The organism is Mesorhizobium sp. INR15 (assembly GCF_015500075.1).
GTDB lineage: Bacteria > Pseudomonadota > Alphaproteobacteria > Rhizobiales > Rhizobiaceae > Mesorhizobium.
The window spans coordinates 214,191-237,571 of sequence record NZ_CP045497.1; the positions used below are offsets into that span (position 1 = coordinate 214,191).

20 protein-coding genes and 4 pseudogenes are annotated in these 23,381 nt (G+C 61.3%); 17 read left to right on the top strand and 7 right to left on the bottom strand.

The window, feature by feature from the left end; all coding sequences use genetic code 11:
* Window positions 1-117 precede the first annotated feature (117 nt).
* From GA829_RS33365 to GA829_RS33380, 4 genes are all read left to right on the top strand, one after another.
* Window positions 118-1,707 carry a sugar ABC transporter ATP-binding protein gene (locus GA829_RS33365; RefSeq protein WP_195180073.1) on the top strand — a complete coding sequence of 530 codons (1,590 nt, stop codon included), beginning with the start codon at window positions 118-120 and terminating at the stop codon, window positions 1,705-1,707.
* On the top strand, window positions 1,704-2,660 hold the full coding sequence (locus GA829_RS33370) for an ABC transporter permease (RefSeq protein WP_195180074.1): 957 nt from the start codon (window positions 1,704-1,706) through the stop codon (window positions 2,658-2,660). Before GA829_RS33365 ends, GA829_RS33370 begins: the two co-directional genes overlap by 4 nt.
* A complete protein-coding gene (locus GA829_RS33375; RefSeq protein WP_195180075.1) occupies window positions 2,657-3,646 on the top strand; it encodes an ABC transporter permease in 990 nt (329 codons plus the stop codon). Before GA829_RS33370 ends, GA829_RS33375 begins: the two co-directional genes overlap by 4 nt.
* An 85-nt stretch (window positions 3,647-3,731) precedes the next feature.
* Window positions 3,732-4,766: a substrate-binding domain-containing protein gene (locus tag GA829_RS33380; RefSeq protein ID WP_195180076.1), complete on the top strand. Its 1,035-nt coding sequence runs from the start codon at window positions 3,732-3,734 to the stop codon at window positions 4,764-4,766.
* Window positions 4,767-4,834: 68 nt separating this feature from the next.
* Here GA829_RS33380 and GA829_RS37690 read toward each other — a convergent pair.
* A pseudogene (locus tag GA829_RS37690) lies at window positions 4,835-4,978 on the bottom strand (M24 family metallopeptidase); the annotation flags it as partial.
* A gap of 99 nt (window positions 4,979-5,077) precedes the next feature.
* Between GA829_RS37690 and GA829_RS33390 the strand changes: the two are divergent.
* Window positions 5,078-6,046 carry a hydroxyacid dehydrogenase gene (locus GA829_RS33390; protein ID WP_195180077.1) on the top strand — a complete coding sequence of 323 codons (969 nt, stop codon included), beginning with the start codon at window positions 5,078-5,080 and terminating at the stop codon, window positions 6,044-6,046.
* A 175-nt stretch (window positions 6,047-6,221) separates the two neighbouring features.
* Here GA829_RS33390 and GA829_RS33395 read toward each other — a convergent pair whose 3' ends face one another.
* Window positions 6,222-7,217, bottom strand: a complete 996-nt coding sequence (locus GA829_RS33395) for an IS5 family transposase (RefSeq protein ID WP_195180078.1) — start codon at window positions 7,215-7,217, stop codon at window positions 6,222-6,224.
* Window positions 7,218-7,331: 114 nt separating this feature from the next.
* On the opposite strand from GA829_RS33395, the gene GA829_RS33400 reads away from it, so the two are divergent.
* On the top strand, window positions 7,332-7,493 hold the full coding sequence (locus GA829_RS33400; protein WP_195180079.1) for a hypothetical protein: 162 nt from the start codon (window positions 7,332-7,334) through the stop codon (window positions 7,491-7,493).
* A gap of 130 nt (window positions 7,494-7,623) precedes the next feature.
* Entirely contained in the window at window positions 7,624-7,923 is a 300-nt protein-coding gene (locus tag GA829_RS33405) for a hypothetical protein (RefSeq protein ID WP_195180080.1), read from the top strand.
* 27 nt (window positions 7,924-7,950) lie between these two features.
* On the opposite strand, the pseudogene GA829_RS33410 reads toward GA829_RS33405, so the two are convergent.
* From GA829_RS33410 to GA829_RS33430, 5 genes and pseudogenes are all read right to left on the bottom strand, one after another.
* Window positions 7,951-8,525 (bottom strand): annotated as a pseudogene (locus tag GA829_RS33410) (transposase); the annotation flags it as partial.
* A 211-nt stretch (window positions 8,526-8,736) separates the two neighbouring features.
* On the bottom strand, window positions 8,737-9,573 hold the full coding sequence (locus GA829_RS33415; RefSeq protein ID WP_195180081.1) for an N-acyl homoserine lactonase family protein: 837 nt from the start codon (window positions 9,571-9,573) through the stop codon (window positions 8,737-8,739).
* Between the two features lie 10 nt (window positions 9,574-9,583).
* Window positions 9,584-10,579: an ABC transporter permease gene (locus tag GA829_RS33420; protein ID WP_195180082.1), complete on the bottom strand. Its 996-nt coding sequence runs from the start codon at window positions 10,577-10,579 to the stop codon at window positions 9,584-9,586.
* Window positions 10,576-12,120, bottom strand: coding sequence for a sugar ABC transporter ATP-binding protein (locus GA829_RS33425; RefSeq protein ID WP_195180083.1), 1,545 nt, complete (start codon window positions 12,118-12,120; stop codon window positions 10,576-10,578). The genes GA829_RS33420 and GA829_RS33425 overlap by 4 nt, the downstream gene beginning before the upstream one ends.
* Before the next feature lie 49 nt (window positions 12,121-12,169).
* The gene (locus tag GA829_RS33430) at window positions 12,170-13,111 is read right to left on the bottom strand and encodes a sugar ABC transporter substrate-binding protein (protein ID WP_195180084.1); all 942 of its coding nucleotides are present in this window, start codon (window positions 13,109-13,111) and stop codon (window positions 12,170-12,172) included.
* Between the two features lie 171 nt (window positions 13,112-13,282).
* Here GA829_RS33430 and GA829_RS33435 point away from each other — a divergent pair, with 171 nt between their 5' ends.
* The 10 genes and pseudogenes from GA829_RS33435 to GA829_RS33475 all read left to right on the top strand — a co-directional run bounded on the left by GA829_RS33435 (window position 13,283) and on the right by GA829_RS33475 (window position 23,369).
* Complete coding sequence (locus tag GA829_RS33435; RefSeq protein ID WP_195180085.1) at window positions 13,283-14,317, top strand: LacI family DNA-binding transcriptional regulator; 1,035 nt, start codon at window positions 13,283-13,285, stop codon at window positions 14,315-14,317.
* Window positions 14,318-14,393: 76 nt separating this feature from the next.
* Window positions 14,394-14,712 (top strand): annotated as a pseudogene (locus GA829_RS37030) (hypothetical protein); the annotation flags it as partial.
* Window positions 14,697-14,816: pseudogene (locus tag GA829_RS33440) on the top strand (IS5-like element ISNeu3 family transposase); the annotation flags it as partial. The pseudogenes GA829_RS37030 and GA829_RS33440, both read left to right, overlap by 16 nt.
* A 317-nt stretch (window positions 14,817-15,133) precedes the next feature.
* Window positions 15,134-16,018, top strand: coding sequence for a helix-turn-helix domain-containing protein (locus GA829_RS33445; RefSeq protein ID WP_195180086.1), 885 nt, complete (start codon window positions 15,134-15,136; stop codon window positions 16,016-16,018).
* A gap of 242 nt (window positions 16,019-16,260) precedes the next feature.
* Window positions 16,261-17,322, top strand: a complete 1,062-nt coding sequence (locus GA829_RS33450; protein WP_195180087.1) for an ABC transporter substrate-binding protein — start codon at window positions 16,261-16,263, stop codon at window positions 17,320-17,322.
* Between the two features lie 157 nt (window positions 17,323-17,479).
* On the top strand, window positions 17,480-18,301 hold the full coding sequence (locus GA829_RS33455) for an ATP-binding cassette domain-containing protein (RefSeq protein ID WP_195180088.1): 822 nt from the start codon (window positions 17,480-17,482) through the stop codon (window positions 18,299-18,301).
* Window positions 18,298-19,551, top strand: coding sequence for a sugar ABC transporter permease (locus tag GA829_RS33460; protein ID WP_195180089.1), 1,254 nt, complete (start codon window positions 18,298-18,300; stop codon window positions 19,549-19,551). Before GA829_RS33455 ends, GA829_RS33460 begins: the two co-directional genes overlap by 4 nt.
* 85 nt (window positions 19,552-19,636) lie before the next feature.
* Complete coding sequence (locus tag GA829_RS33465) at window positions 19,637-20,365, top strand: SDR family oxidoreductase (protein ID WP_195180090.1); 729 nt, start codon at window positions 19,637-19,639, stop codon at window positions 20,363-20,365.
* Window positions 20,366-20,496: 131 nt separating this feature from the next.
* Window positions 20,497-22,107, top strand: coding sequence for an FGGY-family carbohydrate kinase (locus GA829_RS33470; RefSeq protein WP_195180091.1), 1,611 nt, complete (start codon window positions 20,497-20,499; stop codon window positions 22,105-22,107).
* 230 nt (window positions 22,108-22,337) lie between these two features.
* Window positions 22,338-23,369, top strand: coding sequence for an IS110 family RNA-guided transposase (locus GA829_RS33475; protein ID WP_195180092.1), 1,032 nt, complete (start codon window positions 22,338-22,340; stop codon window positions 23,367-23,369).
* The last annotated feature ends 12 nt before the right edge of the window (window positions 23,370-23,381 follow it).

Genomic DNA, 23,381 nt, shown 5'->3' on the forward strand with positions numbered 1-23,381 from the left:
CCGACAGCAATAGGATTGTGCCGCAATATTGTCAAATAATATTGTTTGACAATATGCTCGACATTCTCTCTAGTGACCCTGTGGCCCCAGATCGATAATCCCGCCTAGGAAATCACTATGTCGCCGGAAGCCCATCAGAACCTTGGAGCCGCGCCTCCGCCAGCAGAGAGCCTCGCGCCGGTGTGCCGCCTTGTTGGTGTAGGCAAGCGGTTCGGTGGAATCTGGGCCTGCCGGAGTGTCGATTTGGCGATCCGACCAGGCGAGGTTCATGCCGTTATGGGTGAAAATGGCGCTGGCAAAAGCACCCTCATGAAGATGTTGCACGGTGTCTATGTCCCGGACGAGGGGCAGGTCGAAGTCGCCGGCCGCGTCGTCTCCCTGACATCTCCGCGGGCTGCTGAAGCTGCAGGCATCGCCATGGTGCCACAGGAGCTCGATCTCTTTCCCGACCTATCCGTTGTGGAGAACCTTTTCGTCGGGCGGGTCCGTCCACGCACGCGCTTCGGCACGTTCGACTGGGATGCAATGCGCCGACAGGCGGCGGCGGCATTCCAGCGGCTTAATGCGACGTTCGACATCGACGCGACTGTGCGATCGCTGTCGGGTGCCAACGCTCAGATGGTGGAGATTGCGCGGGCTCTGATGCATGAGGCCAAGATCGTCATCCTCGACGAGCCCACGTCGGCCCTCACAGAACGCGAAGCGCAGCGCCTGTTCGGTATCGTAGGCGAGTTGACCCGCCGCGGGGTCGCCATAATCTACATCTCTCACCGGCTCGATGAGGTGTTTCAGATCACCGACCGGATCACGGTGATGCGGGACGGTGAGCGGATCCACACGGGCCGGACCAGTGAACTCGATATGGCACAACTGATCCAGATGATGGTCGGCCGTCCTCTCAGCAAACTCTTCCACCGCACGCCGCATCCGACCGGTGAGGCGCTGCTGGAAGTGCAGGGTCTGGGACGCACCGGCGTTTTCAAAGACATCTCGTTCACGCTGAGGCGGGGGGAAATCGTCGGCATGTCGGGGCTGATCGGCGCGGGACGGTCGGAAGTGGCGCAAGCCATCTTCGGCATCGCGCCTGCAACCGAGGGCAGCATCCTCATCGCGGGGCGGCCGATCATCATTTCCAATGCAAGTGCTGCCATCGGTCACGGCATCATCTATGTCCCCGAAGAGAGGCGCTCGCAGGGCCTCGTTCTGGACTACCCGATCGACTGGAACATATCGTTCAGCGGCCTTGATCGCATCTCTCGTTCCGGGTTCGTCTCGCTTCGACGGGAACGGGAAATCGCGGAGCGTTTCCGCTCACTCTTCACCATACGAAGCAGCAGCCTGAAGGCTCCGGTCCTGTCACTGTCCGGTGGCAATCAGCAGAAGGTATTGCTTGCTAAGGCCCTGGCCGTTGAACCCGAGATCATCCTGCTCGACGAACCGACCCGCGGGGTCGATGTCGGCGCCAAAGCCGAGATCTACCGGATCATCGACGATCTCGCGGCTGCTGGAAAAGCCGTGCTGATTGTGTCGTCGGAAATGAACGAGTTACTGTCCATGGCGGATCGTATCCTCGTGATGCATCAGGGCCGGCTGAACGGGAACTTTCAAGGGCCGGACTTCTCGGCAGACGCGATCGGCGCCGCTGCGGCGGGAGTGGTGGCCGAAGCAACAGAAGACCCCGCTCTCCATCCGGGATCCGTGCAATGAGCGCGCCCTGGTTCGATCGCGCGATCAAGAAGCCCGAGGCCGCCCCATTGGCATTCCTTGCGATCATTTCGCTTCTCTTGGGCCTCACGACTCCGGGGTTTTGGTCAAGCGCAAACCTCCTCAGCATTGTTAGTCAGGTTGCGGTCGTCGGTATCGTGTCGCTTGCGCTCAATCAGGTGATCCTTTCCGGCGAAATCGACGTCTCCATCGGATCTCTGCTGGCGGCGTGTGCTTTTTCCTATGCAAACGTCGCTCATCTTACCTCAAGTCCGCTCCTGCCACTGCTCGCAGCACTTGTGGTGGGTCTTGCGATCGGTGCGCTCAATGGCGTGATCGTCACGGTCGGTCGCGTTCCGTCGATCATCGCCACTCTCGGGATGCTTCTGGCACTGCGCGGAGTGGTTCTGCTGATAGGCGCCAATGGCGTTCTGTTGGTACCGGGCGGGGCGCGCATTTTCGGGCTCGGCAGCATCGCAGGCCTGCGCGTGCCCATCTTGATCCTGATTCTAGCATTCATTCTGTTCGATTTCATCAATCGCAACACCGAATGGGGGCGCGACATACTCGCTGTCGGCAGCAATGGCAGGGCGGCGGACGTGGTCGGGCTGCGCGCGGGCTTCGTGAAGTTTAGGTGCTTTCTCGCGACCGGTCTGGGCTGCGGCCTCGCGAGTGCAATCTTCGCGGGCCAGAGCGGCGAAATCCAGGCGACCGCAGCGACCGGATTCGAGCTACAATGCATTGCCGCTGTCGTTCTGGGTGGCACCAGCATCACGGGCGGGCGAGGCTCTACCTTTGCCCCCGTGATTGGGGCGCTGCTTGTCGGCGTGATCTTAAACGCCCTCACACTCAACAACGTCCCCGGGACGTTCGAGCAACTGGTCCTCGGCCTGCTGATCCTTCTGGCGATCTCGGTCGACGCCCTGCGTTTCCGTGCATCCAGGAGGCTTTCATGAGCCAGTCATCCTCGCGGCCGACGTCTCCCGCAGGGGTGCCGCCACGACGCAGCTTCGCTTTCACGCGGACACATGGCCTGTTACTTCTGCTGTTTGTCGAACTCGCCGGGCTGGGTGTGCTGGTCCCTGGATACCTCGATCCAGGCAGCCTGCTCGACACGTCCCGAACCTTCATCGAGACCGGAATTCTGGCACTCGGCATGACCTTCGTGATTGTCTCGGGGGGCATCGATCTATCCGTGGCCTCCCTTCTGGCACTTGTCTCGGTCGTGCTCGGCCTATCCTATCAGGCCGGGCTGCCGCTTCCGGTCTCCATGCTGCTCGGGGTGGCGACGGGGGTAGGTGGAGGCCTCATCAACGGTGCCGCCATCGCCTATCTCGGTCTGCATCCGTTCGTTGTAACGCTCGCCACAATGGCCATCTACCGCGGTGCAGCCTATGCCATTTCCAACGCGGCGGCCGTCTCGGATTTTCCGCCCTGGTTCACGAACATTGGCCAGTCCTATTTCGGGGGTGGATACGTTCCGATCCAATTGCCAGTCCTGATCATTGCCGCTTTGAGTTGCTGGTTGCTGCTTGATCGAACGAGCTTCGGGCGCCGTGTCTACGGCATTGGCGCGAACGAGCTCGCGACCCGTTTCTCCGGCGTTCCCGTGGAGCGCGTGAAGCTCGCCATCTACGGACTGATGGGTGGTCTCGTCTCGGTTGCAGCCATCGTTCAAACCGCCCGGGTCTCGACTGCCCGGGCTAACGCCTCGATCGGGCTGGAACTGCCGGTCATCGCAATGGTGGTACTGGGAGGCACCAAGATCACGGGCGGTGCTGGCACCATTGGCGGGACGATGCTGGGTGTCCTTGTGCTCGCCTATCTGCAGGACGGCCTCGCCTCGGCGGGCGTCCGTAACGACTGGGGGCTCGTAATCGTCGGCAGCTTCCTGATTGTCGGAGTGTTGGCGAACGAGTTTTTCCGCCGCGCGCCTCGCTGAGACAGCGCGTCGTCATGAGATCCCGCCGGATGGCGGGTCCTGTTCCGGCAGGTGGACCGGACAACAATGCTTTGGAGGAAATGCCATGACACACGACAAAAAACACCAGTCCAGACCGGTCTACGCCACACGTCGACAGGCATTGCTTGGCTTGGGGGCAGGCCTATTGGCCGGCGCGTCCGGTCTGCTTGCCGCCCCTGCATTTGCAGCTGGCCAGAAGGTCGCCTTCGTACCGAAGTTTACGAGCGATCCCTACTTCGTTTCGGCCAATCAGGGCGCTCAGGAAGCCGGCAAAGAGCTTGGTCTGATCGTGGAATATAACGGGCCTGTGGATGCCAACGTGGCTGGCCAGGTGGACATTGTTGACCGCCTGGTGCGCAGCCGTGTCGACGCAATCTCGATCTGCGCGCTCGATCCGACGGCCCTCGCTCCGTCTCTCATGCGCGCACAGCAAAAGGGCATCAAGGTCAACACATGGGATGCGGACGTGAAACCCGAGTCCCGTCAGGTGTTCCTCAACCAGGCATCCTATGCAGCGATCGGCGAGACCATCGCTGACATCATGGCGAAGGGTGCCGGAACGTCCGGCGACTTCTTGATGGTGACGGGATCGCTGACGGCTTCGAATATGCTGGCGTGGATGAAGGCCATCAATGACACCGTTGCCAAGAAATACCCCGACATGCACATCAAGACGACGCTGCTCGGCGAGCAGGACATCGAGAAGGGCAAGAACATCACCCTCAATTACCTGCGAGCCAATCCCGATACCAAGGGTGTGTTTACAGTGGACGGCATCGCCGAGATCAGCGTCGCCGAGGCGGTGCAGCAGCTTGGCATGGCTGGGAAGATCACGATCTCCGGAATTGGCGTGCCCAATGCGATCCGCCCCTATATCAAGGACGGCACGATCAAGGACGCGGTGCTATGGAGCCCGGTCGATATTGGCTATGCGGCCATCTACATCACGAAAGCGCAGCTGGACGGAACGCTGGATCCGAGCAAAGGCATCGTCAAGGCCGGGCGCCTCGGCGACCTCAAGTTCACCGCCAACGATGAGATCCTGCTCGGGTCGCCGCTGGTCTTCAATAAAGACAACATCGGAAACTACAATTTCTGATGGCTCGACAAACGGCCCTTTGCAAGTGGCCTTCGGGGGCCGCCCGTTCACCGGGCGGCCGTTGGGGCTTAGCCGCCGTGGCCTTCGTCGGTAACGGCCACCGTATCCTCCAGCTTGATGAAGCTGCGGACTCGATGCAGCAAAGTGGCCTCAATCGAAAGGACCATTCCTGCCTCAAGCGGTCGATCGGCATGGTAAGCCTCGTATGGAACCGCCGAGCGTGCCGTCAACTAGAGGGATCGATGTCGCCCCGATACTCGACGGCACTGGCTGAGGGCAAGTTGATACCCTTTCAAACCCGGATAAACCCAATGAAAAATCCCAAAAAAGTTCTCGTCATCCAGCAAATCGCCCAGCCGGCCTTAGACCTCTTCTCGGCACGTGATGACGTCACATTTGAGGTGCTTACCGACACCAGCGCGGACGCCATCGCGGCGCGGGTCGGCGACGTAGATGCCATCACCATCCGGGATGCGCCGCTGCCCGCCACAGCCCTCGCGGGGGCCCGCAACCTTAAGGTAATCTCGCGCCACGGCGTCGGTTATGACAATATCCCGGTCGCCTTCTGTTCGGAGCGCGGGATCCCCGTGACGATCATCGGCGACGTCAACGCCGTTTCGGTCGCCGAGCATACGTTGTTCCTGATGCTGGCTGTCGCCAAGAATGGAGCCCGCTTCGACCGTGCCGTCCGGGCAGGCGACTTCGGTATCCGCACTCGACTCGCGACGGTCGAACTTCGGGGCAAGGCGCTTCTTCTCGTTGGATATGGCCGCATCGGTCAGGAATTCGCAACGCGTGCTCGCCCGTTCGGTATGTCGATCACGGCTTACGATCCTTTCGTGGAAAGGGACCGCTTCCCCGACGTACTCTTCTTCGATAGTCTGCAGGAGGCGCTTTCAAAGGCAGACGTAGTCTCGCTGCATGTGCCGTTAGGCGAAAAGACCCGCAACCTAATCGATGCGGATGCGCTGACCCAAATGAAGCCAGGTTCGATTCTCCTCAATGCTGCGCGGGGTGGTATCGTTCACGAGCCTTCGTTGATCGCCGCACTGGACGCCGGCCATCTGCACGGGGCCGGACTGGATGTGTTCGCGCGCGAACCGCTGCCCGCCGGCGATCCGTTACTGGCCCGTGAGGACATCGTGTTTAGCCCGCACTGCGCTGCGCTTACATCGGAGTGTCTGGTCGAAATGGGCAAGGCGACGGTTCGCAACGTGCTGGCCGCGTTCGACGGATCGCTCGACACAGCTTTGGTAGTCAACCGTTCTTCGCTAGTCTAAAGCGTGTCGCGATTGACTGGCCTTATAGCCGGCCGCTTTAAAGGAGTTTCTGCATTCGGTTGGCTCGGACAGATAACAGATGTCGCCGAGAGCCTCGCAAAGTGCGTCGAAAGTTCTTGCTGGGCGTTGGTGCGCGGATCAGCAGAAGGTCAGCATTCGCTCTTTGAGATGTCGCCTATTTCGTTCCCTCCGCCGATACCTCGCAACGCACGGATTTCGGGCGTCCACAGGCAAGCATTCGGTTCAAAATGCTGACGCCGATCGCAGCCTCTGTCTGTTGAGAAAGGAATGAGCGGGCACGCAAACGCGGCCCAATGAAGCCCTTGTATCGGCCCATCGCGGTTTCAGCCAAAGCTCGTTTGCCATAGCCGGTAGATGTCTGCCATTTCAGCCGGCCATCTATCTGCATGGATGCAATGTGGTCGTCTCTCTGGCAGCACGACTGGGCGCTGGGCCGCTCAACCGAGTTCGATGGTGGAATGACGACCTGAGCACCCGCACTATGACGCAGCACAGCGTCGTAGTTTGGATAGCCATCATAGGCTCCATCCGCAGTGAACTGGCCGATCTCTTCGTTGATCTGGTCCAGCAACGGTTCCAACTGCGAGGCATCGCCTGTCTCCTGATCAGTCAGACTATGTGCAATGACCTCGCCACTGTCGGCATCAACCGCCAAGTGCAGTTTTCGCCAGCCACGCCGGGACTTTGCCCCATGCTGTTCTTCCAGCCATTGGCCGGCGCCATAGATCTTCAGCCCGGTGCTGTCTACCAGAACATGAATGGAGCTGCCCGCCACATGCTGTCGGTGGTTGCTTCTGCCAGATGGCTTCCAGGTTCTGGCCCTCCGGCTCAACGTGGTGTGATCGGGCACAGACAGATCCAATCCCATCATATCAAGCACCGAACGCAAAAGTCCTTCGCTTTGGCGCAGCCGCAGCCCAAACACCATGCCCAGCATCAAAGTAGTTTCGATAGCCAGATCAGAGTAGCGCGGCTGGCCACCACGCGTCTTGCGACGCGGGGCGGCCCAACCGATAAGAGCTTCCGGCGTGAGCCAAACGGTCAAACTGCCACGGCGGCAAAGGCCGGCCTCATATTCCGCGCAGTTCGTCACTTTGAACTTCATTTTACCGATGCGATGACGGCGGTCGGCGTTATGTTTGTGTGGCATGCTGATTCATTCACGCTGGTGGGGATCTCAGCCGAATAAGCAAAAATCGTTGAAATCTTATTCGTGCACCAACGCTATGGGTCTTGGTCTTTCGGGTGGAGATCTGATTGGGCGATGAGCTTTTCCGACATTGATTTTGTGAACGAAAAACCGGAGCTGGCGTGGCTGGGATTGGCGGTTCAGCTAAGATTCTTCGCCGCGCACCGTCTCTTTGTGCAGGATCATGCGGCGATTCCGGCCGATGGTGGAGGCATTGTCACTAGAAGCGGCCCATGATGGGCTTCTCGCAGCGGACAAAATGTTCTCGACCTAGCGAAAAGAGTTTCGTGCGATCGAGGTCGAGCCCTTCCACTCAAGATGATTCCCAAATGCTTGCCGGCCGTGCGATCCCGTCTAAACTGAACGCATGGACATCAAAGGTTTGGTTTTCGAAATTCTGGCTTGGCTCCAGGTTCAGCTTGCCGAACTCGCGCAACTTTGGTCGCTGTATCAACTCGTGATCATCCTGGCACTCTTCACTGTTGCCAGGCTGGCGGCAAGTCGGGTCGAGCTTGGTCTGGAAAAGCGAGCGCGCAAGATCAGGGGGCACCAAGGCCTGTTGCGCGTGGTTAGAGGTGGCTTGGTTTGTCTGAACAGTTTCAGGGCTGTCGTTGAGTGGATTTCTGCCTTGGTTAGGCTGCCATCGGGATTGATGACAGCGCATTGAAGTAGGCCTCGTCCGGCGTCAACTGTATCTTGTGGCCGCGCGGCAGTGATCGTGCCATTCCAAGCCGGCGCCGCTGGCCAAGGCATCAGCCTGCTTCAACAGGCGTACCATTACCCGCACAGCCTCCCACACCAGACTGCTGTCGCTCGGCTCGTGCATGAGTGCTGAGGTCACAGTGCTGTCCAGCCGCACGACACCGCCATCTTCCAGTTTTGCCTGTCGGGCATTCGACAGCAGCACCCGATTGATCTGCTCCCAAGTCTCGGGCCGGTTCGCGCTGATCGTCTTTTGCACCACCGACTTCTGGACCACGGCAGCCGGGCAAAGGCGCGAAACGAGGCTGAATCCTCGAGATGGAAGGCCAGCTCCTGATAGGTCAACTGCCGGTATTGCTTGAGAAGCGCGCAGCGCAACACCGCCTCGGCAGGTAGGCCTTGCCGTCCGGTGGCCCTGACGCTGCACCGAACCAAATCTCGCGCCACCAAACCAAGCAGATCGCGGTGCTCGTCCAGCCACTGCGACATCGCCTTCCGTTCGTGGCCGATCTCGTGTGTGGCGAAAAGATCGAATAAGCTGGCTTGGACGGTGCGTTCTTGGCGCATTGTCGGCTCCGGCGGTTGCAGATTGTGCATTGGAATCAGTGGCATGAAACCAAAGTGTACCTGAACCCGCCGGGCCTTGCCTGTGCAAAGTCACGATTTAGGCAAATAAAATCAACAGCTTGACGTTTGTGAACGGAAACTAGTCTAGCTGCATCTATGGCACAGTTGGACGCGCTTCCGGTTAGGTCTCTGAGCTTCGAACAGACGATCGTCATGCTGCCTTGACGATGCGGAATCCCTCGACCTCCTTGAGCACCGGGAGGCCCTTCCAACGTTCAGAGTCGTGCAGGATAATCAGTTGGTCGAGGTTGCCTGCGATCTCGGTATTGATGCGGTCGATGGTCTTTAGCTGGTCCCATACGCTGCCGACGGCATTGTTGAGCGGCTGGTAGACGCCGTCATGATTATGGCCGGTGAGCTGGCGCGACGAGTAGACGCAATCACCCGAAAGCACGATGCGGCCGCGCGACGTCTCTACGATGACGAATTGCTGGCCCATGGTGTGACCCTGCCCCAGCCTCACATGGATGCCCGGCAGAAGATCGTCGCGGTCACCATCGACCAGGGTCAGCCGGTGTTCGACCGAGGCGTCGAAGGCGGCGCGCAGATCGTCGGGATCGATGATTGCGGTGAGGAAGCCGTATTGCGGCGGCAGCGCCATCGCCTCGTGCCAGGACAACAGCTCCTGCTTTTGAAGATAGAGGCGGGCTTTCGGAAACTGATCGATCGAGCCCATGTGGTCGAAATGCGCGTGACTGATGATGATGTCGGTGATGTCGTCTGGCGCAAGCCCCAGTTCGCCGAGCATGCGAACGGGCGAAATCCACCACGGTATGCCGAACTTGTCAGAGAAGTTCGGGCCGGTTTCGTCCTTCATGAAGCCGGTGTCCACGAGGACGTTCCGGTTGCCGCGCCGCGCCAGAATGAATGAAAAAGGCAGGTCCGTAGGGCCGTCATCGTACATCCCGTTGACAAGATCGACCCATGGCTGGTTCTTCGATCGTGCGAACTCGATGACATAGATTTCCCAGTTCTCAGTCTGTGCCATGTGATCCTCCTCAGCTTTCTGCCAGCGAGCGGCCAAGGCTCGAAAGGCCTACCGCGATAATCAGGATGGCGCCCTGAAATACATATTGGGAAAAGGTCGGGGCGCCGAAAATATTGAGGCCGTTGAAACCGAAGGCGATGATCAGGGCGCCGACCAATGTGCCTACGACATGGAATTCGCCATCACGTAACGTTGCCGAGCCGAGGAATACAGCCGCGAACGCCGTCAGAAGATAGGAATCGGCAGCACTTGTCGTGCCGCTACCCAGGCGCGACGCAAGGAGAATGCCGGTGAGGGCGGCGCACATGCCGGAAATCACGAAGCCAAGCGTCTTGATGCGATCGACGTTGATACCGGCCAAGCGCGCCGCCGCGGGATTGCCGCCGACCGCCTGTATCTCCTGGCCGATGGAAGTGCGCTCGACCAGCACCCACAGGATGCCCAGCACAAAGACCATGACGACGATGTTGTTGGGGATACCGAAGAGCCAGCGGCCAAGCGAAAGCTGCAGAAAGGTCTCGGGTACGCCGGCAACTATGGGCACACCGGCGGAGTAGGCGAAGGCAAGGCCCGTGATGATGGTCCCGACGCCGAGTGTCGCGATCACCGAATTGACCTTCATCTTTGTTACGATGAACCCGTTGACGAGACCGATCAGCGCGCCAAGGGCGATCACGATGACAATGGCCAAGGGAATCGGCAGCTTGTCATGCACGATGAAGCCGGTGACCAGAATGCCGTGCAGGCTGGCGGCAAAACCAATCGACAGGTCGAGCTCGCCGACAACGACTGCCAGTGTCAGGCCACCGGCAATTATCATGGCAAGCGACGCCTGGTTGAGAACGTTGGTAAAATTGCCGAGCGTCGAGAACGCCTTTGGCGACAGGATAGAAAAGGCCACGATCATTGCCAGCAATCCAAGGATGGTCGCGTAGCGCGCGAAAATCCCAAGCGCGGCCTTGGCGCGCGGGGTGAGGCGCCTGTTGGCCATCGAAACATTGCTCATGTGGTCATTCCCTTGGTCAATGGCTGCTGCTCACCATAGCTTGCCTCGACGATAGCGGAGCGCGACATGGATGGGCCGCTTAATTCGCGAACGACATGGCCTTCCGCCATCACCAGCACGCGATCGCAAAGGTCTGGTAGTTCATCGGGTTCGGACGAGATGACGAGAACCCCCATGCCAGCGCTTGCCAGGCCACGGATCTGGCGGTGGATCTCCGCGCGAGCGCCGACATCGACCCCGCGGGTCGGCTCATCGAGAATGAGGATATGCGGCGCGCGCTGCAACCAGCGGCCGATGACCACCTTCTGCTGGTTGCCGCCGCTCAGCCGACCAACAGGAGTGTCGATGCTTCCCGCCTTGATCGATAGCAGGGCCATTGTCTCGCGGGCGAGCGACGACTGCGATTTTCGGCTGAGCAACGGTAGCCTGCGACTGAGCACAAGCTTGCTCAAATTGGCAAGACCGAGATTAAAGGCGACGCTCTTCGACAGGAAAAGCCCTTCGGTACGCCGTTCCTCGGGCACCAGGCCAAGCCCGGCGGCAACTGCGCCCGCAGGCGATTTCGGCGCGTAAGGCTTGCCTCGGAGCGTCATCCTGCCCCCATCGGCGCGATCGGCACCATAGATCAGCCGCGCCAGTTCGCTGCGTCCGGCACCGACCAGCCCACCGATGCCCAGGACCTCGCCGTGGCGGAGTTCGAAACTTATGCCACGCACCTTGGGCAGGCGCGTAAGGTTCTGAACGCTGAGAACGATCTCATGGTTCTGCGGCGCAAACTCGGGTCGGCTGTCGCTTCCGACCTGGGCAGCGCCGACGATCGCTTCCACCAGCGTCTTTTTCGTCAGTCCGGCGCGGGTGAATTCGGCGACGGAATTGCCGTCACGCAACACCGATACCCGGTCGCAAAGGTTCAGGATCTCATCTAGGCGATGCGAAACATAAAGCACCGCGACACCGGACGCAGAGAGATCCCTGATGATGGCGAACAGCTTCTCGCTCTCGATGGCGGAGAGCGAGGCGGTCGGCTCGTCCATCACGATAAGTCGCGACTTGCGGACCAGCGCACGGCAAATATTGATCAACCAATTTTCTGCGGTCGACAGTCCTTTCACATTGGCGTTGAGGGACGCGGTGATGCCGACACGTCTTGCAATGGGCTCGACGTCGCGGGCGATGCCCGCCCAGTCGGTCAAGCCGAAGCGCGATCGCTTGGGCACGCCCAGCATGATGTTCTGGAGGACGTTCATCCCGGGAATGAAAGCCAGTTCCTGGTGAATGAAGCTCATCCCGAATTCCGTCGCACGATGCGCTGACTCGATGCCGACGGTCTGCCCATCGACCTCGATCGAGCCCCCATCCGGATGGTTGAGGCCAGCAAGAATCCTGATCATCGTCGACTTGCCGGCGCCATTGGCGCCGACCAGACCGTGAACCTCCCCTGCTACGATATCCAAGGAGGCATTTTTTAGCGCCTGAGCGCCACCGAAGGCCTTGCTGATGTTGCGCGCGGCGAGAAATGGAGGAGCCGCTGACGTCTCCATCTCGATTGTCGCATCTCCTGCTATTCTGTCGGTCAAAAGCTGACTGCGCCTACTTGATCACCTCGGGATGTTTGGTCAGGAAATCAGCCACCGTATCCTTGGTCACCATGACTGCCGGAACTTCGGCGGCCTTGGGTGCCCAGCTCTTCCCGGCCGCGGTGATCTCCTCAATGATCTTTGCCATGTTATAGCCTTCGGTGAAGCTGTCTTGCCAAGCCGTCGCGGTCATGAAGCCGTTTTTGATGTTTTCGAGGGCCTGGGCATTCCCGTTAATGCCGTACACCATCACATCGGTGCGGTTCTGGGCACGCAGCGACCCGATGGCGCCGATCGCCGGATCATCCCAGCAGCCCCAGATCGCCAGGTTCTCGCCGCCAGCCGGGTGCGAAGCAAGCCAGGCATTGGCGTATTGGGCGCCATCCTCAAAGTAGCCGGGAATGCGCACTTCATTTTTGGTCACCTTGATGTCCGGATATTTGGCCGCCATTTCATCCATGACCTGCTCGCGGTTCCGGCAAACTTCGCCCGTGTGATAGGTGAGGGCGAGGATGGACCCCTTGCCGTTCATGTTCTTGAGCATCAGCTCCACCACCGGGATGGCCATCGGGCCACCCGAGCCATTGGTGGCAGCAACGGTGCCGCCCAGCCCGCCGCCCCATGTGACGACAGGGATCCCGGCGGAGCCTGCAGCATCGAGCCCGGCGCCGATCGACGAGAACGGGAATACCATATCGACAATGGCGTGCGCGCCCAGCTGGGCGAAATTCTGGATGGCCGCGTTGGCCTGGTCTGCATTGCCCGCCGCGTCGACGACAGTTACTTTCCAGCCGAGTTCATCGGCGGCTTTGGTCGCGCCCTGGATGTAGCGGACATTGTTGGCTTCCGTGGCGCTGATCGACACGATGCCGAGCAGCGGCTTGTCGGCGGCGCTTGCCTGCGCGCCCGAGAACGCCAGGGCTGCGGCGACAACGCCGAACGTCAGATTTTTCATGGTTCTCTCTCCCTTGTGAGGTTAGACGCGCAATTCCAACCCTGTGAGCGGCTAACCGTTTCGGCAGATTTTCCCATCTGAGGCAGCTCCGCAAGAAAATTCGTGCAAAATGGCAAAAAATGGGCCACAAAATCGCGATAGGTTCAGCTAAACGATTAGCTAAGAGAGCATATGGCCACCATAAAAGACGTCGCAAAGGCCGCCGGTGTGTCGACGGCGACGGTGTCTGCGGTTGTCAACGATACTTCTTATGTAAGTCCTGACTTGCGTAGTCGCGTGCTCGCCGCCGTGCGCGACCTTCGCTATGCGCCGTCCCTGGTGGCACGCAACCTGCGCAGCGGCCGCAGCCAGTTGATCGCGCTTGCGGTGGCCGATCTGGCAAACCCGTTTTATGCACGCATCGTCACGGCGGCCGAGTCGGCGGTCGCCGCCTGGGGCTACTCGCTTGTGCTGTTCAACAGTGACGAAAAGCCCGACATTGAAAAGCGCATCCTCTCACGCATTCGAACGCTCGGATGCGACGGTTCGGTGGTCGTTCCGGTGGGTCCGGAGAGCCATTATCAACGCCGGGACTTCGAGGGTGGAATGCCGGTGGTTCTGCTCGGCCGTTCGATCGGCGACGCCGGCGTGGACACAGTGACCATCGACAATCTGTCGGCCGGCAGGCAGGCGACCAACTACCTCCTGGATCTTGGCCACCGTCATATCGGCTCCATCACCGGGCCCATGCAATTGACGACAGGCAGTGGGCGCCTGCAAGGCATGCTCGATGCGATGGCAGCGCGCGGGCTAACCCCGAAGGCCGGGCATGTCCGTTCCGGAGAGTTCCGCGAAGACACCGCCTATTCGGTCGCGCGCGACCTCCTGGGACAGCCGGATCGACCAACCGCCCTCTACGTGGCCAATGGCGTCATGGCCATCGGCGTCATGCGCGCCGTTGCTGATCTTGGACTGCGCTGCCCCGAGGACATATCGATCGCATCGACCGACACGGTCGCTGGAGCAGGCGGCTTAAAGCCCCGCCTCACCCGTACCGAGCATCCGGTTACCGACATGACAAATGAGGCATTGCGCATGCTGGTCGACCGGATCGAAGGCAAGGTCACCCTGCCTGCCCGCAACGTGGTTTTCCAGCCCGCGCTCGTGGTTGGAGAAAGTTGTTCGCCACTCAGATCATATTCGCTCGAAGGTAGCGAACCGCGCTGATGCAAAGAATGCAGATTGGAACAGATTGCCTGGGGGTTTGCGGTTTTGGCGTAAACGCCCGACTTTCCTCAAGGAAGACACCCGCCTCGAGGCCGACCTTGATGATCTTCTCTGGTCGACCGTCAACGTCTTCCACCGAGAGCCCACCGATCGGATCGAACGCGAGCTGGACGACAACGAGCAGGCACAGCGCCGTGGGCAACGCGAACAGGATGGCTCCGAGGGTAAAGGCGAACGAGCTAGAACGGCTGACGGGTGATGGCCAGACAATGATCGAACGACGCAACGCCTTCGAGCTGATGCGCGACCAAGCCGCCGAGCAACACGAGCGGCACACCCGCTCACCCTGGCGTCCGCGCAGCGGATCGATGGTCACCGCATCGAACGCTGCTTCAACAAACTCAAGCACTTCCGCCGCTTCGCAACCCGTTACGATCGACGCGCAGACTACTTCCTCGCCTTCGTCCACATAGCCGCAATCTGCTTGTGGTTACGATGAATGTGGATTCGTCCTAGACACCTGGGTTCGAAAAACTGACTTCGATGTTCAAACTGTCACGCTGTAAGCTGTCATCGGCGGCGCTCGGGATGCGGATATCGGGTGTAGATCGCCGAGGAAGCTGTCCTGACCGATGAGACGGCGTGCCGCGCGCGCTAAAATGTTAAAAAAGTATCAATCAGATGGACAAGCTGTGGTAGCGGCTGCCTCAATTCCCGCCTAAGCTTCAATAACAGCAGGCAAGCGGGAATACGCGGCCTGCGGGACAAGGCACTGCAACTGGTCGCAAGACCGGACCGGCGCCGGGAGGAACGAAGATGAATCCGGACTTGGAAGTCGTCCAGATCAGACGCGGGGAGTCGTTCAAGGCCTGGGCCCACGGCTACCCCTTCCACACCGTGCGCTGGCACTTCCATCCCGAGTACGAAATCCACCACGTCGTTGCCACCACGGGCCGCTATTTCGTCGGCGACTTCATCGGCGAATTCGAGCCGGGCAACCTCGTGCTCACCGGCCCCAATTTGCCGCACAATTGGGTGAGCGACGTGCCGGCCGGCGTTTGCGTGCCGCTGCGCGGCCGCGTCGTCCAGTTCTCGCAAGAATTTATCGCCGAGGCCACGACCGCACTTCCCGAACTTGCCGGCTGCACCGACATTTTGGAGCTCAGCCGCCGCGGTGCATTGTTTTCGGCTGCGACGGCAGAGCTTGCCGGACCGGCGCTGGCCGAACTGGTCGAGGCGCAAGGCGTGCGCCGCATCGCGCTGTTCATGACGCTGGTCGATATCCTCAGCCGCGCCGCCGATGTCCGGCCACTGACCAGCGCCAATTATCTGCCTGATCCCTCCGGCTTCATGTCGGCCGGCGTCAACGAGGCGCTCGCCTACATCAACGCCCATCTCACCGAGCCGTTCAGCGAAAGCGACCTTGCCGCCATTGCCGGCCGCAGCCCGAGCGCCTTTTCGCGCAGCTTCCGCCGCCACACCGGCATGGCGCTGGTCCAGTACGTCAACCGGCTGCGCATCAATCTCGCCTGCCAGTTGTTGATGAGCCAAGACCAGATGTCGATCACCGAGATCTGCTACGCCGCCGGCTACAACAACATCTCGAATTTCAACCGCCAGTTCTTGGTGCAGAAGGCCATGTCGCCTTCGCGCTTCCGGGCCTTGCTGGCGGAAAACATAAGCGCGGAGATTGCCGCCTAACAGGGAGGACCGGGAGGAGCCTAGATATTTGCAGAAGGAAGAAACGCGGGGTGCGTTGGAGGCGCCCCGTGCTGGAGATCGCTTGTCCTGAAATCCAGCAATATAGACCACTGATCCAAGCGGATAGGGCCGATGTTTCAGACAAAGAATCCTCTCAACTGTTCGACTTGCAGTCAAGTGCCTGGGCGTGGAAATGCGCGTCAGGCTATAGTGAAACCATTCCTTGAAACGGAGACATTCGAATGACCAGATTTGTTTGGAAATCGACCGGCGCAGCAGCGCTGGCACTCTGTCTGCTGAGCGGCACCGCGGCCTTTGCCGCGCCCGTCACTGACGCCACCGTTGCCTTCCTGATGCCTGACCAGGCCTCGACGCGTTACGAGCAGCACGACTATCCCGGCTTCGTCGCTGAGATGAAGAAGCTCTGCCCCGGCTGCAAGGTGCTCTACCAGAATGCCGACGCCGACGTCTCGCGCCAGCAGCAGCAGTTCAATTCGGTGATCTCGCAGGGTGCCAAGGCGATCGTGCTCGACCCGGTCGACTCGACCGCCGCCGCCTCGCTGGTCAAGCTGGCGCAGAGCCAGGGCGTCAAGGTCATCGCCTATGACCGACCGGTTCCCAGCACGCCGGCCGATTTCTACGTCTCCTTCAACAATGAGGGCATCGGCAAGGCCATCGCCGACTCCCTCGTCGCGCATTTGAAGGCGCTCAAGGTCGATCCCGCTAAGGGCGGCGTGCTGCAGATCAACGGTTCGCCCACCGACGCGGCCGCCGGCCTGATCAAGAAGGGCATTCATGAAGGGTTGGACAACAGCGGCTACAAGATCCTGGCCGAATACGACACGCCGGAATGGGCGCCGCCGAAGGCACAGCAGTGGGCGAGCGGCCAGATCACCCGCTTCGCCGGGCAGATCCTCGGCGTGGTCGCAGCCAATGACGGCACCGGTGGTGGCGCCATCGCGGCCTTCAAGGCAGCCGGCGTCGATCCGGTGCCGCCAATCACCGGCAACGATGCGACGATCGCGGCCTTGCAGCTGATCATCGCCGGCGACCAGTACAACACCATCTCCAAGCCGAGCGAGACCGTCGCGGCGGCCGCCGCTCAAGTTGCCGTGCAGCTTTTGTCGGGCGAGACGCCGAAAGCAGAAATGAAGCTATATGACACGCCATCACAGCTGTTCACGCCGGCCGTGGTGACGCAGGAAAACCTCAAGGCCGAGATCATTGACAAGAAGATCAACACGGCCGCCGAACTCTGCGTCGACCGCTACGTCGAAGGCTGCAAGAAGCTCGGCATCAAGTGATCGCACCGACCACGGTCACGAACCGACGATCAGCGCAGCAAAAAGTGGATATCGGGTTTCGGATTAGATCATGGTCAAACAAGAACACGTCCGGCCGCCATCGCGGCCGGACGCCGAAGACCACCCTTGAGCCGCCATCCGGAAAGGTTTGCCATCCATGACCGACACTCTCGAAGGACCGGTTTCGACCGGCGAGCTGGTGCTCAGCCTGAGCGGGATCTCGAAGCATTTCGGCGCGGTTTCGGCACTGACCGACGTCGATCTCGACGTGCATGCGGGCGAAGTCGTGGCGCTGGTCGGCGACAACGGCGCCGGCAAGTCGACGCTGGTCAAGATCCTTGCAGGCGTCCACCAGCCAAGCTCGGGAACGATCAATTTCCGCGGCAACCACGTCACCATGCCCGACCCGAGTGCCGCGCTGACGCTTGGCATCGCCACAGTCTTCCAGGACCTGGCGCTGTGCGAAAACCTCGACGTCGTCGCCAACATCTTCCTCGGCAAGGAACTCAATCCGATGCGGCTGGACGAAGTGGCGATGGAAATCCGCGCCTGGACGCTGCTCAACGAATTGTCGGCGCGCATTCCCAGCGTGCGCGAGGTGGTCGCCTCGCTGTCGGGTGGTCAGCGCCAGACCGTGGCGATTGCCCGCTCGCTGCTCTTGGAACCAAAAGTCATCCTGCTCGACGAGCCGACCGCCGCCCTTGGCGTTGCCCAGACGGCGGAGGTGCTGAACCTCATCGACCGGGTGCGCGAGCGCGGCCTCGGCGTGCTGATGATCAGCCACAATATGGAAGACGTGCGCGCCGTCGCCGACCGCATCGTCGTGCTGCGGCTCGGCCGCAACAACGGCGTCTTCGCTCCCGACGCCTCCAACCAGGAACTGGTCAGCGCCATCACTGGCGCTTCCAACAACGCGGTGTCGCGCCGCGCTGAACGGCGCCAGGCCCAATCCGAGCAGAAGCAGGAGCAACAGCCATGAGCGCCGAGATCAAGCAAGACGTACCTCCGGCGCTCGACCGCAGCGACGTGCGGGTGAAGCAAGCGACAGGCTTCAGTGGCACGATCCACACCTTTCTAGACCGCGTTCGGTCAGGCGACCTTGGATCGCTGCCGGTCGTCGTCGGGCTGGTCATCATCTGGACCGTTTTCGCCAGCATTAACCCCATTTTCCTTTCAAGCAGCAACCTCGTCAACCTGCTCTTCGACTGCTCGACGGTTGGTGTCATCGCGCTTGGCATCGTCTGCGTGCTGATGGTCGGCGAGATCGACCTCTCCGTCGGCTCGATCAGCGGCTTTGCCTCTGCCCTGGTCGGCACGCTGTGGGTCAACCAGGGCTGGCCGGTGGCGCTCGCCATCCTTGCCGCTGTCGCCTTCGGCGGGCTGATAGGCTCGCTCTACGCGCTGTTGTTCAACCGGCTTGGCATGCCGAGCTTCGTCTCGACGCTGGCCGGCCTGCTCGCGGTACTCGGCCTGCAGCTCTACATCCTCGGCTCCACCGGCTCTATCAATCTGCCCTACGGCTCGAACCTGGTGAATTTCGGCCAGCTTCTGGTCATGCCCAAATGGGTGTCCTTCGGACTAGCTGCTGTTCCCGGCATCGTCATGCTGATCACCGGCCTGCGCACCGTCAACCGCCGCCGCGCCGTCAATCTGTCGGCGCCCTCGGTTAGTGGCCTGCTCGTAAAGGTCGCGTCCTTGACGATCGTGCTCGAGCTGATCGTTGCCTACCTCAACCAGGCGCGCGGCATTCCGTGGATGTTCGGTCTGTTCGTCGGCCTCGTCGTGGCGATGAACTATGCGCTGACCCGCACCAAATGGGGCCGCTCGATGACCGCCGTCGGCGGCAATCGCGAGGCGGCGCGGCGCGCCGGCATCAAGGTGCGGCTGATCTATCTCAGCGCCTTTGCAATGTGCTCGATGTTCGCCGCCCTCGGCGGTGTGCTGTCGGCCGCCCGCCTTGCCTCGGCCAGCCAGCAGGCGGGCACCGGCGACGTCAACCTCAACGCCATCGCGGCGGCCGTTATCGGCGGCACCAGCCTGTTCGGCGGCCGCGGCAGTGCCTATTCGGCGCTGCTCGGCATCATCGTCATCCAGTCGATCGCCAGCGGGCTGACCTTGCTCGATCTGTCGTCGTCGCTTCGCTACATGATCACCGGCGCCGTTCTGGCGATCGCGGTCATCGTCGACTCCCTGGCGCGCCGCTCGCGGGTTTCCCACGGCCGGGCCTGAACCCCCGCAAGCATGCCGCGAAGATCGACAACCGATCTTCGCGGCCATGCCAGACAATCACACCCAACGAACAACGAGGACCAACATGGCTCAGGATTTAACAGGCAAGGTGGCGGCGATCACCGGCGCCGCATCAGGCATCGGCCTGGAATGTGCCAGGGCGCTGATCGCCGCCGGAGTACGGGTCGCGTTGGTCGACCGTGCCGAGGACAGGCTGAAAGAAGTTTGCGCGGAGCTTGGGCCGCAGGCGATCCCGGTGGTGGTCGATCTGATGAAGCCGTCCAGCGTCGCCACCATGATGCCGCAGATACTGGAGAAGGCCGGCCAGCTCGACATCTTCCATGCCAATGCCGGCGCCTATGTCGGCGGCGAGATCCTCGGCGGCGATCCGGATGCCTGGGACCGCATGCTGAACCTCAACATCAATTCGGTGTTCCGCTCCGTGCACGCCGTGCTGCCGCACATGGTCGGGCGCAAGACCGGCGACATCATCGTCACCAGCTCGATCGCCGGGCTCGTGCCCGTCGTCTGGGAGCCGATCTACACCGCGTCCAAACATGCCGTGCAGGCCTTCGTCCACACGGTCCGCCGCCAGGTCGCCAAGCATGGCCTGCGCGTCGGCGCCGTGGCGCCGGGACCCGTGGTGACTGCACTAATCAGCGACTGGCCAAAAGAGAAGCTCGACGAGGAGCTGGCGGCCGGCGGCCTGATGCAACCCGCCGAGGTCGCCGAAGCCGTGCTGTTCATGCTGACGCGCCCACGGAACATCACCATCCGCGATCTGGTGATCCTGCCGCAGAGCAATGATTTGTGAGGCAGTAGGGAATAGGCAGTAGGGAATAGGGAATAGGGGAGAGGCTCTTGCAACCGACCGTTCACGACTGACCATCTCCTACTGCCTACTGCCTACTGCCTACTGCCTATTCCCCACCTCGAGGTTCCCCCATGCCCTCCCACTTCCTCGGCATCGATGTCGGCACCGGCAGCGCCAGGGCAGGGGTGTTCGACAGTGACGGCACCATGCTGGCCTCGGCTAAGCGCGACATCGCCTTGTTCATCGAGCCCGGCGAAATCGCCGAGCAGTCGAGCGAGGACATCTGGCACGCGGTCTGCGCCAGCGTACGCGAGGCGGTTGCGAAGTCCGGCCTTGGTCCGTGCGACATTGCCGGCATCGGCTTCGACGCGACCTGCTCGCTGGTCGTCGTCGGGCAGGGCGGCGTGCCACTCGCCGTCGGCCGTTCGGGCAACAGTCAGCGCAACATCATCGTCTGGATGGACCATCGCGCCCGCGACCAGGCGCAACGCATCAATGCCGGCAAGCACGCCGTACTCGACTATGTCGGCGGCGCCATCTCGCCGGAGATGGAGACGCCCAAGCTTTTGTGGCTGAGCGAAAACATGCCCGAAAGTTTTGCCGCGGCCGAGCATTTCTTCGACCTGACCGACTATCTGACCTGGCGCTCGACCGGCAGCCTGGCGCGCTCGATCTGCACTGTCACCTGCAAATGGACCTATCTGGGCCATGAGCGGCGCTGGGACGAGGCGTATTTCCGCGCCATCGGCCTTGGCGCACTCGCCGAAGAAGGCTTTGCCCGGATCGGCACCGAGATCGTCGAGGGCGGCACCGCCCTTGCCGGCGGCTTGACTGGAGATGCAGCCGCCGATTTCGGCCTGCTGCCGGGAACGCCGGTCGCGGCCGGGCTGATCGATGCCCATGCCGGCGGTGTAGGCACTGTCGGTGGCAAGGGAGATGCCGGTACGTTGCAGTCGAGAATGGCTTATGTCTTCGGCACCTCGGCCTGCACAATGGCGAGCACCAGCGAGCCGGCCTTCGTGCCCGGCGTCTGGGGGCCCTATTTCTCCTCCATGGTGCCGGGCCTGTGGCTCAGCGAAGGCGGCCAATCGGCGGCGGGTGCTGCCATCGATCATCTCGTCAGCTTCCACCCGGCCACGGACGAAGCGGCATCCCATGCCAAGGCGCAAGGCGTCAGCCTTGCCGCATGGCTTGGCCAGCAGGCGGCAGAGCAGTCCGCCGATTTGTCCTCGGCGGCCCACCTTGCGGACGGGTTGCATGTCGTTCCCGAATTCCTCGGCAACCGCTCGCCCTTCGCCGACCCTGAAGCCAAGGGCCTGATCGCCGGGCTGGGCATGGACACTTCCCTCGACAGCCTGGTCGCGCTCTATGTCGCCGGCCTGTGCGGGCTTGGCTATGGCGTGCGCCAGATCGTGGCAGCGATGGCCGAGAAAAATTTGGCCATCGACACCATCGTCGTCAGCGGCGGCGCCGCACAGAGCGAACTGGTGCGCCAGCTTCTGGCAGACACGACAGGGCTGACGGTCGCCGGATCGACCTCTCCAGAACCGGTGTTGCTTGGCTCCGCCATGTTGGGCGCGGTGGCCGCCGGACACTACCCGGATCTGATATCGGCGATGACCGGAATGTCCACGATGGGCCAGATCTATCGTCCGGCAGGCGGATCGCCAGAAGCCCTGCACGACAGGCGGTTCGCCGCTTTCGAACTGCTGCAGAAGGCGGCAAGGGCGATCCGCGGTTGACCATCACGTCTGCATTAAATTGTGCCTTTGCACGACCCGGCGAACACGGGCACATCCCTGGGGACTAGTCGCGAGGTCAGACTTTGATTGCGGCAAGCATTCCAATGGGTTTTCCGCCAAATTGGCTGATCGCCGATCTCGAAGCCACAAAGTCTTCTTTATGGAATGGCTCGCCCCTTTCCCTCGGCGCATGATTGCGTCGTCGATGAGTCTGGCACGGAGTTGAGCCGATGAATGAGATCAAGGTTCTTGGTATAGATCTTGGAAAGGACGTTTGCAGCGTTGTCGGGCTGGACGAAGCCGGGAACGTGCTGTTGCGGCGCCGGATGCGTCGGGACAGCGTGGTGAAGCTGGCGGCGGGAATGCCGGCCTGCGTGATGGCGATGGAAGCCTGTTGCGGCGCCCATCATCTCGGCCGGCAGCTTCGTGAGCAGGGCCACGATGTACGGCTGATGTCTCCCGAATATGTTCGTCCCTACGTGAAAGCGCAGAAGAACGACGATCGGGATGCCGAGGCGATAGCGGAAGCCGCGACCCGCCCAACGATGCGCTTTGTCGATCTGAAGAGCGACGAGCAACTCGACATGCAGAGCCTGCACCGGGCTCGAGATCGGCTGGTTGGCGAGCGCACGACTCTGATCAACCAGCTTCGGGCGATTTTGCTCGAGCGGGGAATCATGATTGCCAAGGGGCGGCGCAAGCTTGAACTCCGACTGGAACAGCTTCTCGCCGGAGAGATGGCGATCGGCCGTCGGATCCGGGTTCTGATCGAGGACATGCGAGCCGAGTGGCGCGCCCTCGATGCCCGCATCGTCTCCTTCGACGCGGAGTTCGCGACCCTCGCTCGCACGGACGCATCAATGAAGCTGCTCTCGACGATCCCGGGGATCGGCCCATTGAATGCGACCGCGTTCGTAGCGTCGGTCGGAAAGGCCGAGACGTTTGGCCGGGGCCGTGACCTTGCGGCCTGGCTTCGACTCGTGCCTCGACAAATGACGACCGGAGGTAAGCCTAAGCTTCTGGGGATCAGCAAGCGCGGCAACGGCTATCTTCGTAGGATGCTGATCCATGGAGCACGAGCAGCGCTGGCGTCCCTTGCCAAAGGGAAGACGCTGTTGGGCGAATGGCTTCGAGGCCTGCTGTCGCGAACTCATATGAACACGGCTGTCGTCGCGCTAGCGGCGAAGATGGCCAGGATCATCTGGGCGGTGCTGAGAAGCGGGCGTCCGTTCCAGATGGCGGCGTTGCCGTCGGTCGAATAATCAGAGATCGGC

Bases quoted from the DNA above. Each gene is read 5' to 3' on its own strand.
- GA829_RS33365 (WP_195180073.1), top strand. From the start codon at position 118: ATGTCGCCGGAAGCCCATCAGAACCTTGGAGCCGCGCCTCCGCCAGCA.
- GA829_RS33370 (WP_195180074.1), top strand. From the start codon at position 1,704: ATGAGCGCGCCCTGGTTCGATCGCGCGATCAAGAAGCCCGAGGCCGCC.
- GA829_RS33375 (WP_195180075.1), top strand. From the start codon at position 2,657: ATGAGCCAGTCATCCTCGCGGCCGACGTCTCCCGCAGGGGTGCCGCCA.
- GA829_RS33380 (WP_195180076.1), top strand. From the start codon at position 3,732: ATGACACACGACAAAAAACACCAGTCCAGACCGGTCTACGCCACACGT.
- GA829_RS33390 (WP_195180077.1), top strand. From the start codon at position 5,078: ATGAAAAATCCCAAAAAAGTTCTCGTCATCCAGCAAATCGCCCAGCCG.
- GA829_RS33395 (WP_195180078.1), bottom strand. From the start codon at position 7,217: ATGCCACACAAACATAACGCCGACCGCCGTCATCGCATCGGTAAAATG.
- GA829_RS33400 (WP_195180079.1), top strand. From the start codon at position 7,332: ATGAGCTTTTCCGACATTGATTTTGTGAACGAAAAACCGGAGCTGGCG.
- GA829_RS33405 (WP_195180080.1), top strand. From the start codon at position 7,624: ATGGACATCAAAGGTTTGGTTTTCGAAATTCTGGCTTGGCTCCAGGTT.
- GA829_RS33415 (WP_195180081.1), bottom strand. From the start codon at position 9,573: ATGGCACAGACTGAGAACTGGGAAATCTATGTCATCGAGTTCGCACGA.
- GA829_RS33420 (WP_195180082.1), bottom strand. From the start codon at position 10,579: ATGAGCAATGTTTCGATGGCCAACAGGCGCCTCACCCCGCGCGCCAAG.
- GA829_RS33425 (WP_195180083.1), bottom strand. From the start codon at position 12,120: ATGGAGACGTCAGCGGCTCCTCCATTTCTCGCCGCGCGCAACATCAGC.
- GA829_RS33430 (WP_195180084.1), bottom strand. From the start codon at position 13,111: ATGAAAAATCTGACGTTCGGCGTTGTCGCCGCAGCCCTGGCGTTCTCG.
- GA829_RS33435 (WP_195180085.1), top strand. From the start codon at position 13,283: ATGGCCACCATAAAAGACGTCGCAAAGGCCGCCGGTGTGTCGACGGCG.
- GA829_RS33445 (WP_195180086.1), top strand. From the start codon at position 15,134: ATGAATCCGGACTTGGAAGTCGTCCAGATCAGACGCGGGGAGTCGTTC.
- GA829_RS33450 (WP_195180087.1), top strand. From the start codon at position 16,261: ATGACCAGATTTGTTTGGAAATCGACCGGCGCAGCAGCGCTGGCACTC.
- GA829_RS33455 (WP_195180088.1), top strand. From the start codon at position 17,480: ATGACCGACACTCTCGAAGGACCGGTTTCGACCGGCGAGCTGGTGCTC.
- GA829_RS33460 (WP_195180089.1), top strand. From the start codon at position 18,298: ATGAGCGCCGAGATCAAGCAAGACGTACCTCCGGCGCTCGACCGCAGC.
- GA829_RS33465 (WP_195180090.1), top strand. From the start codon at position 19,637: ATGGCTCAGGATTTAACAGGCAAGGTGGCGGCGATCACCGGCGCCGCA.
- GA829_RS33470 (WP_195180091.1), top strand. From the start codon at position 20,497: ATGCCCTCCCACTTCCTCGGCATCGATGTCGGCACCGGCAGCGCCAGG.
- GA829_RS33475 (WP_195180092.1), top strand. From the start codon at position 22,338: ATGAATGAGATCAAGGTTCTTGGTATAGATCTTGGAAAGGACGTTTGC.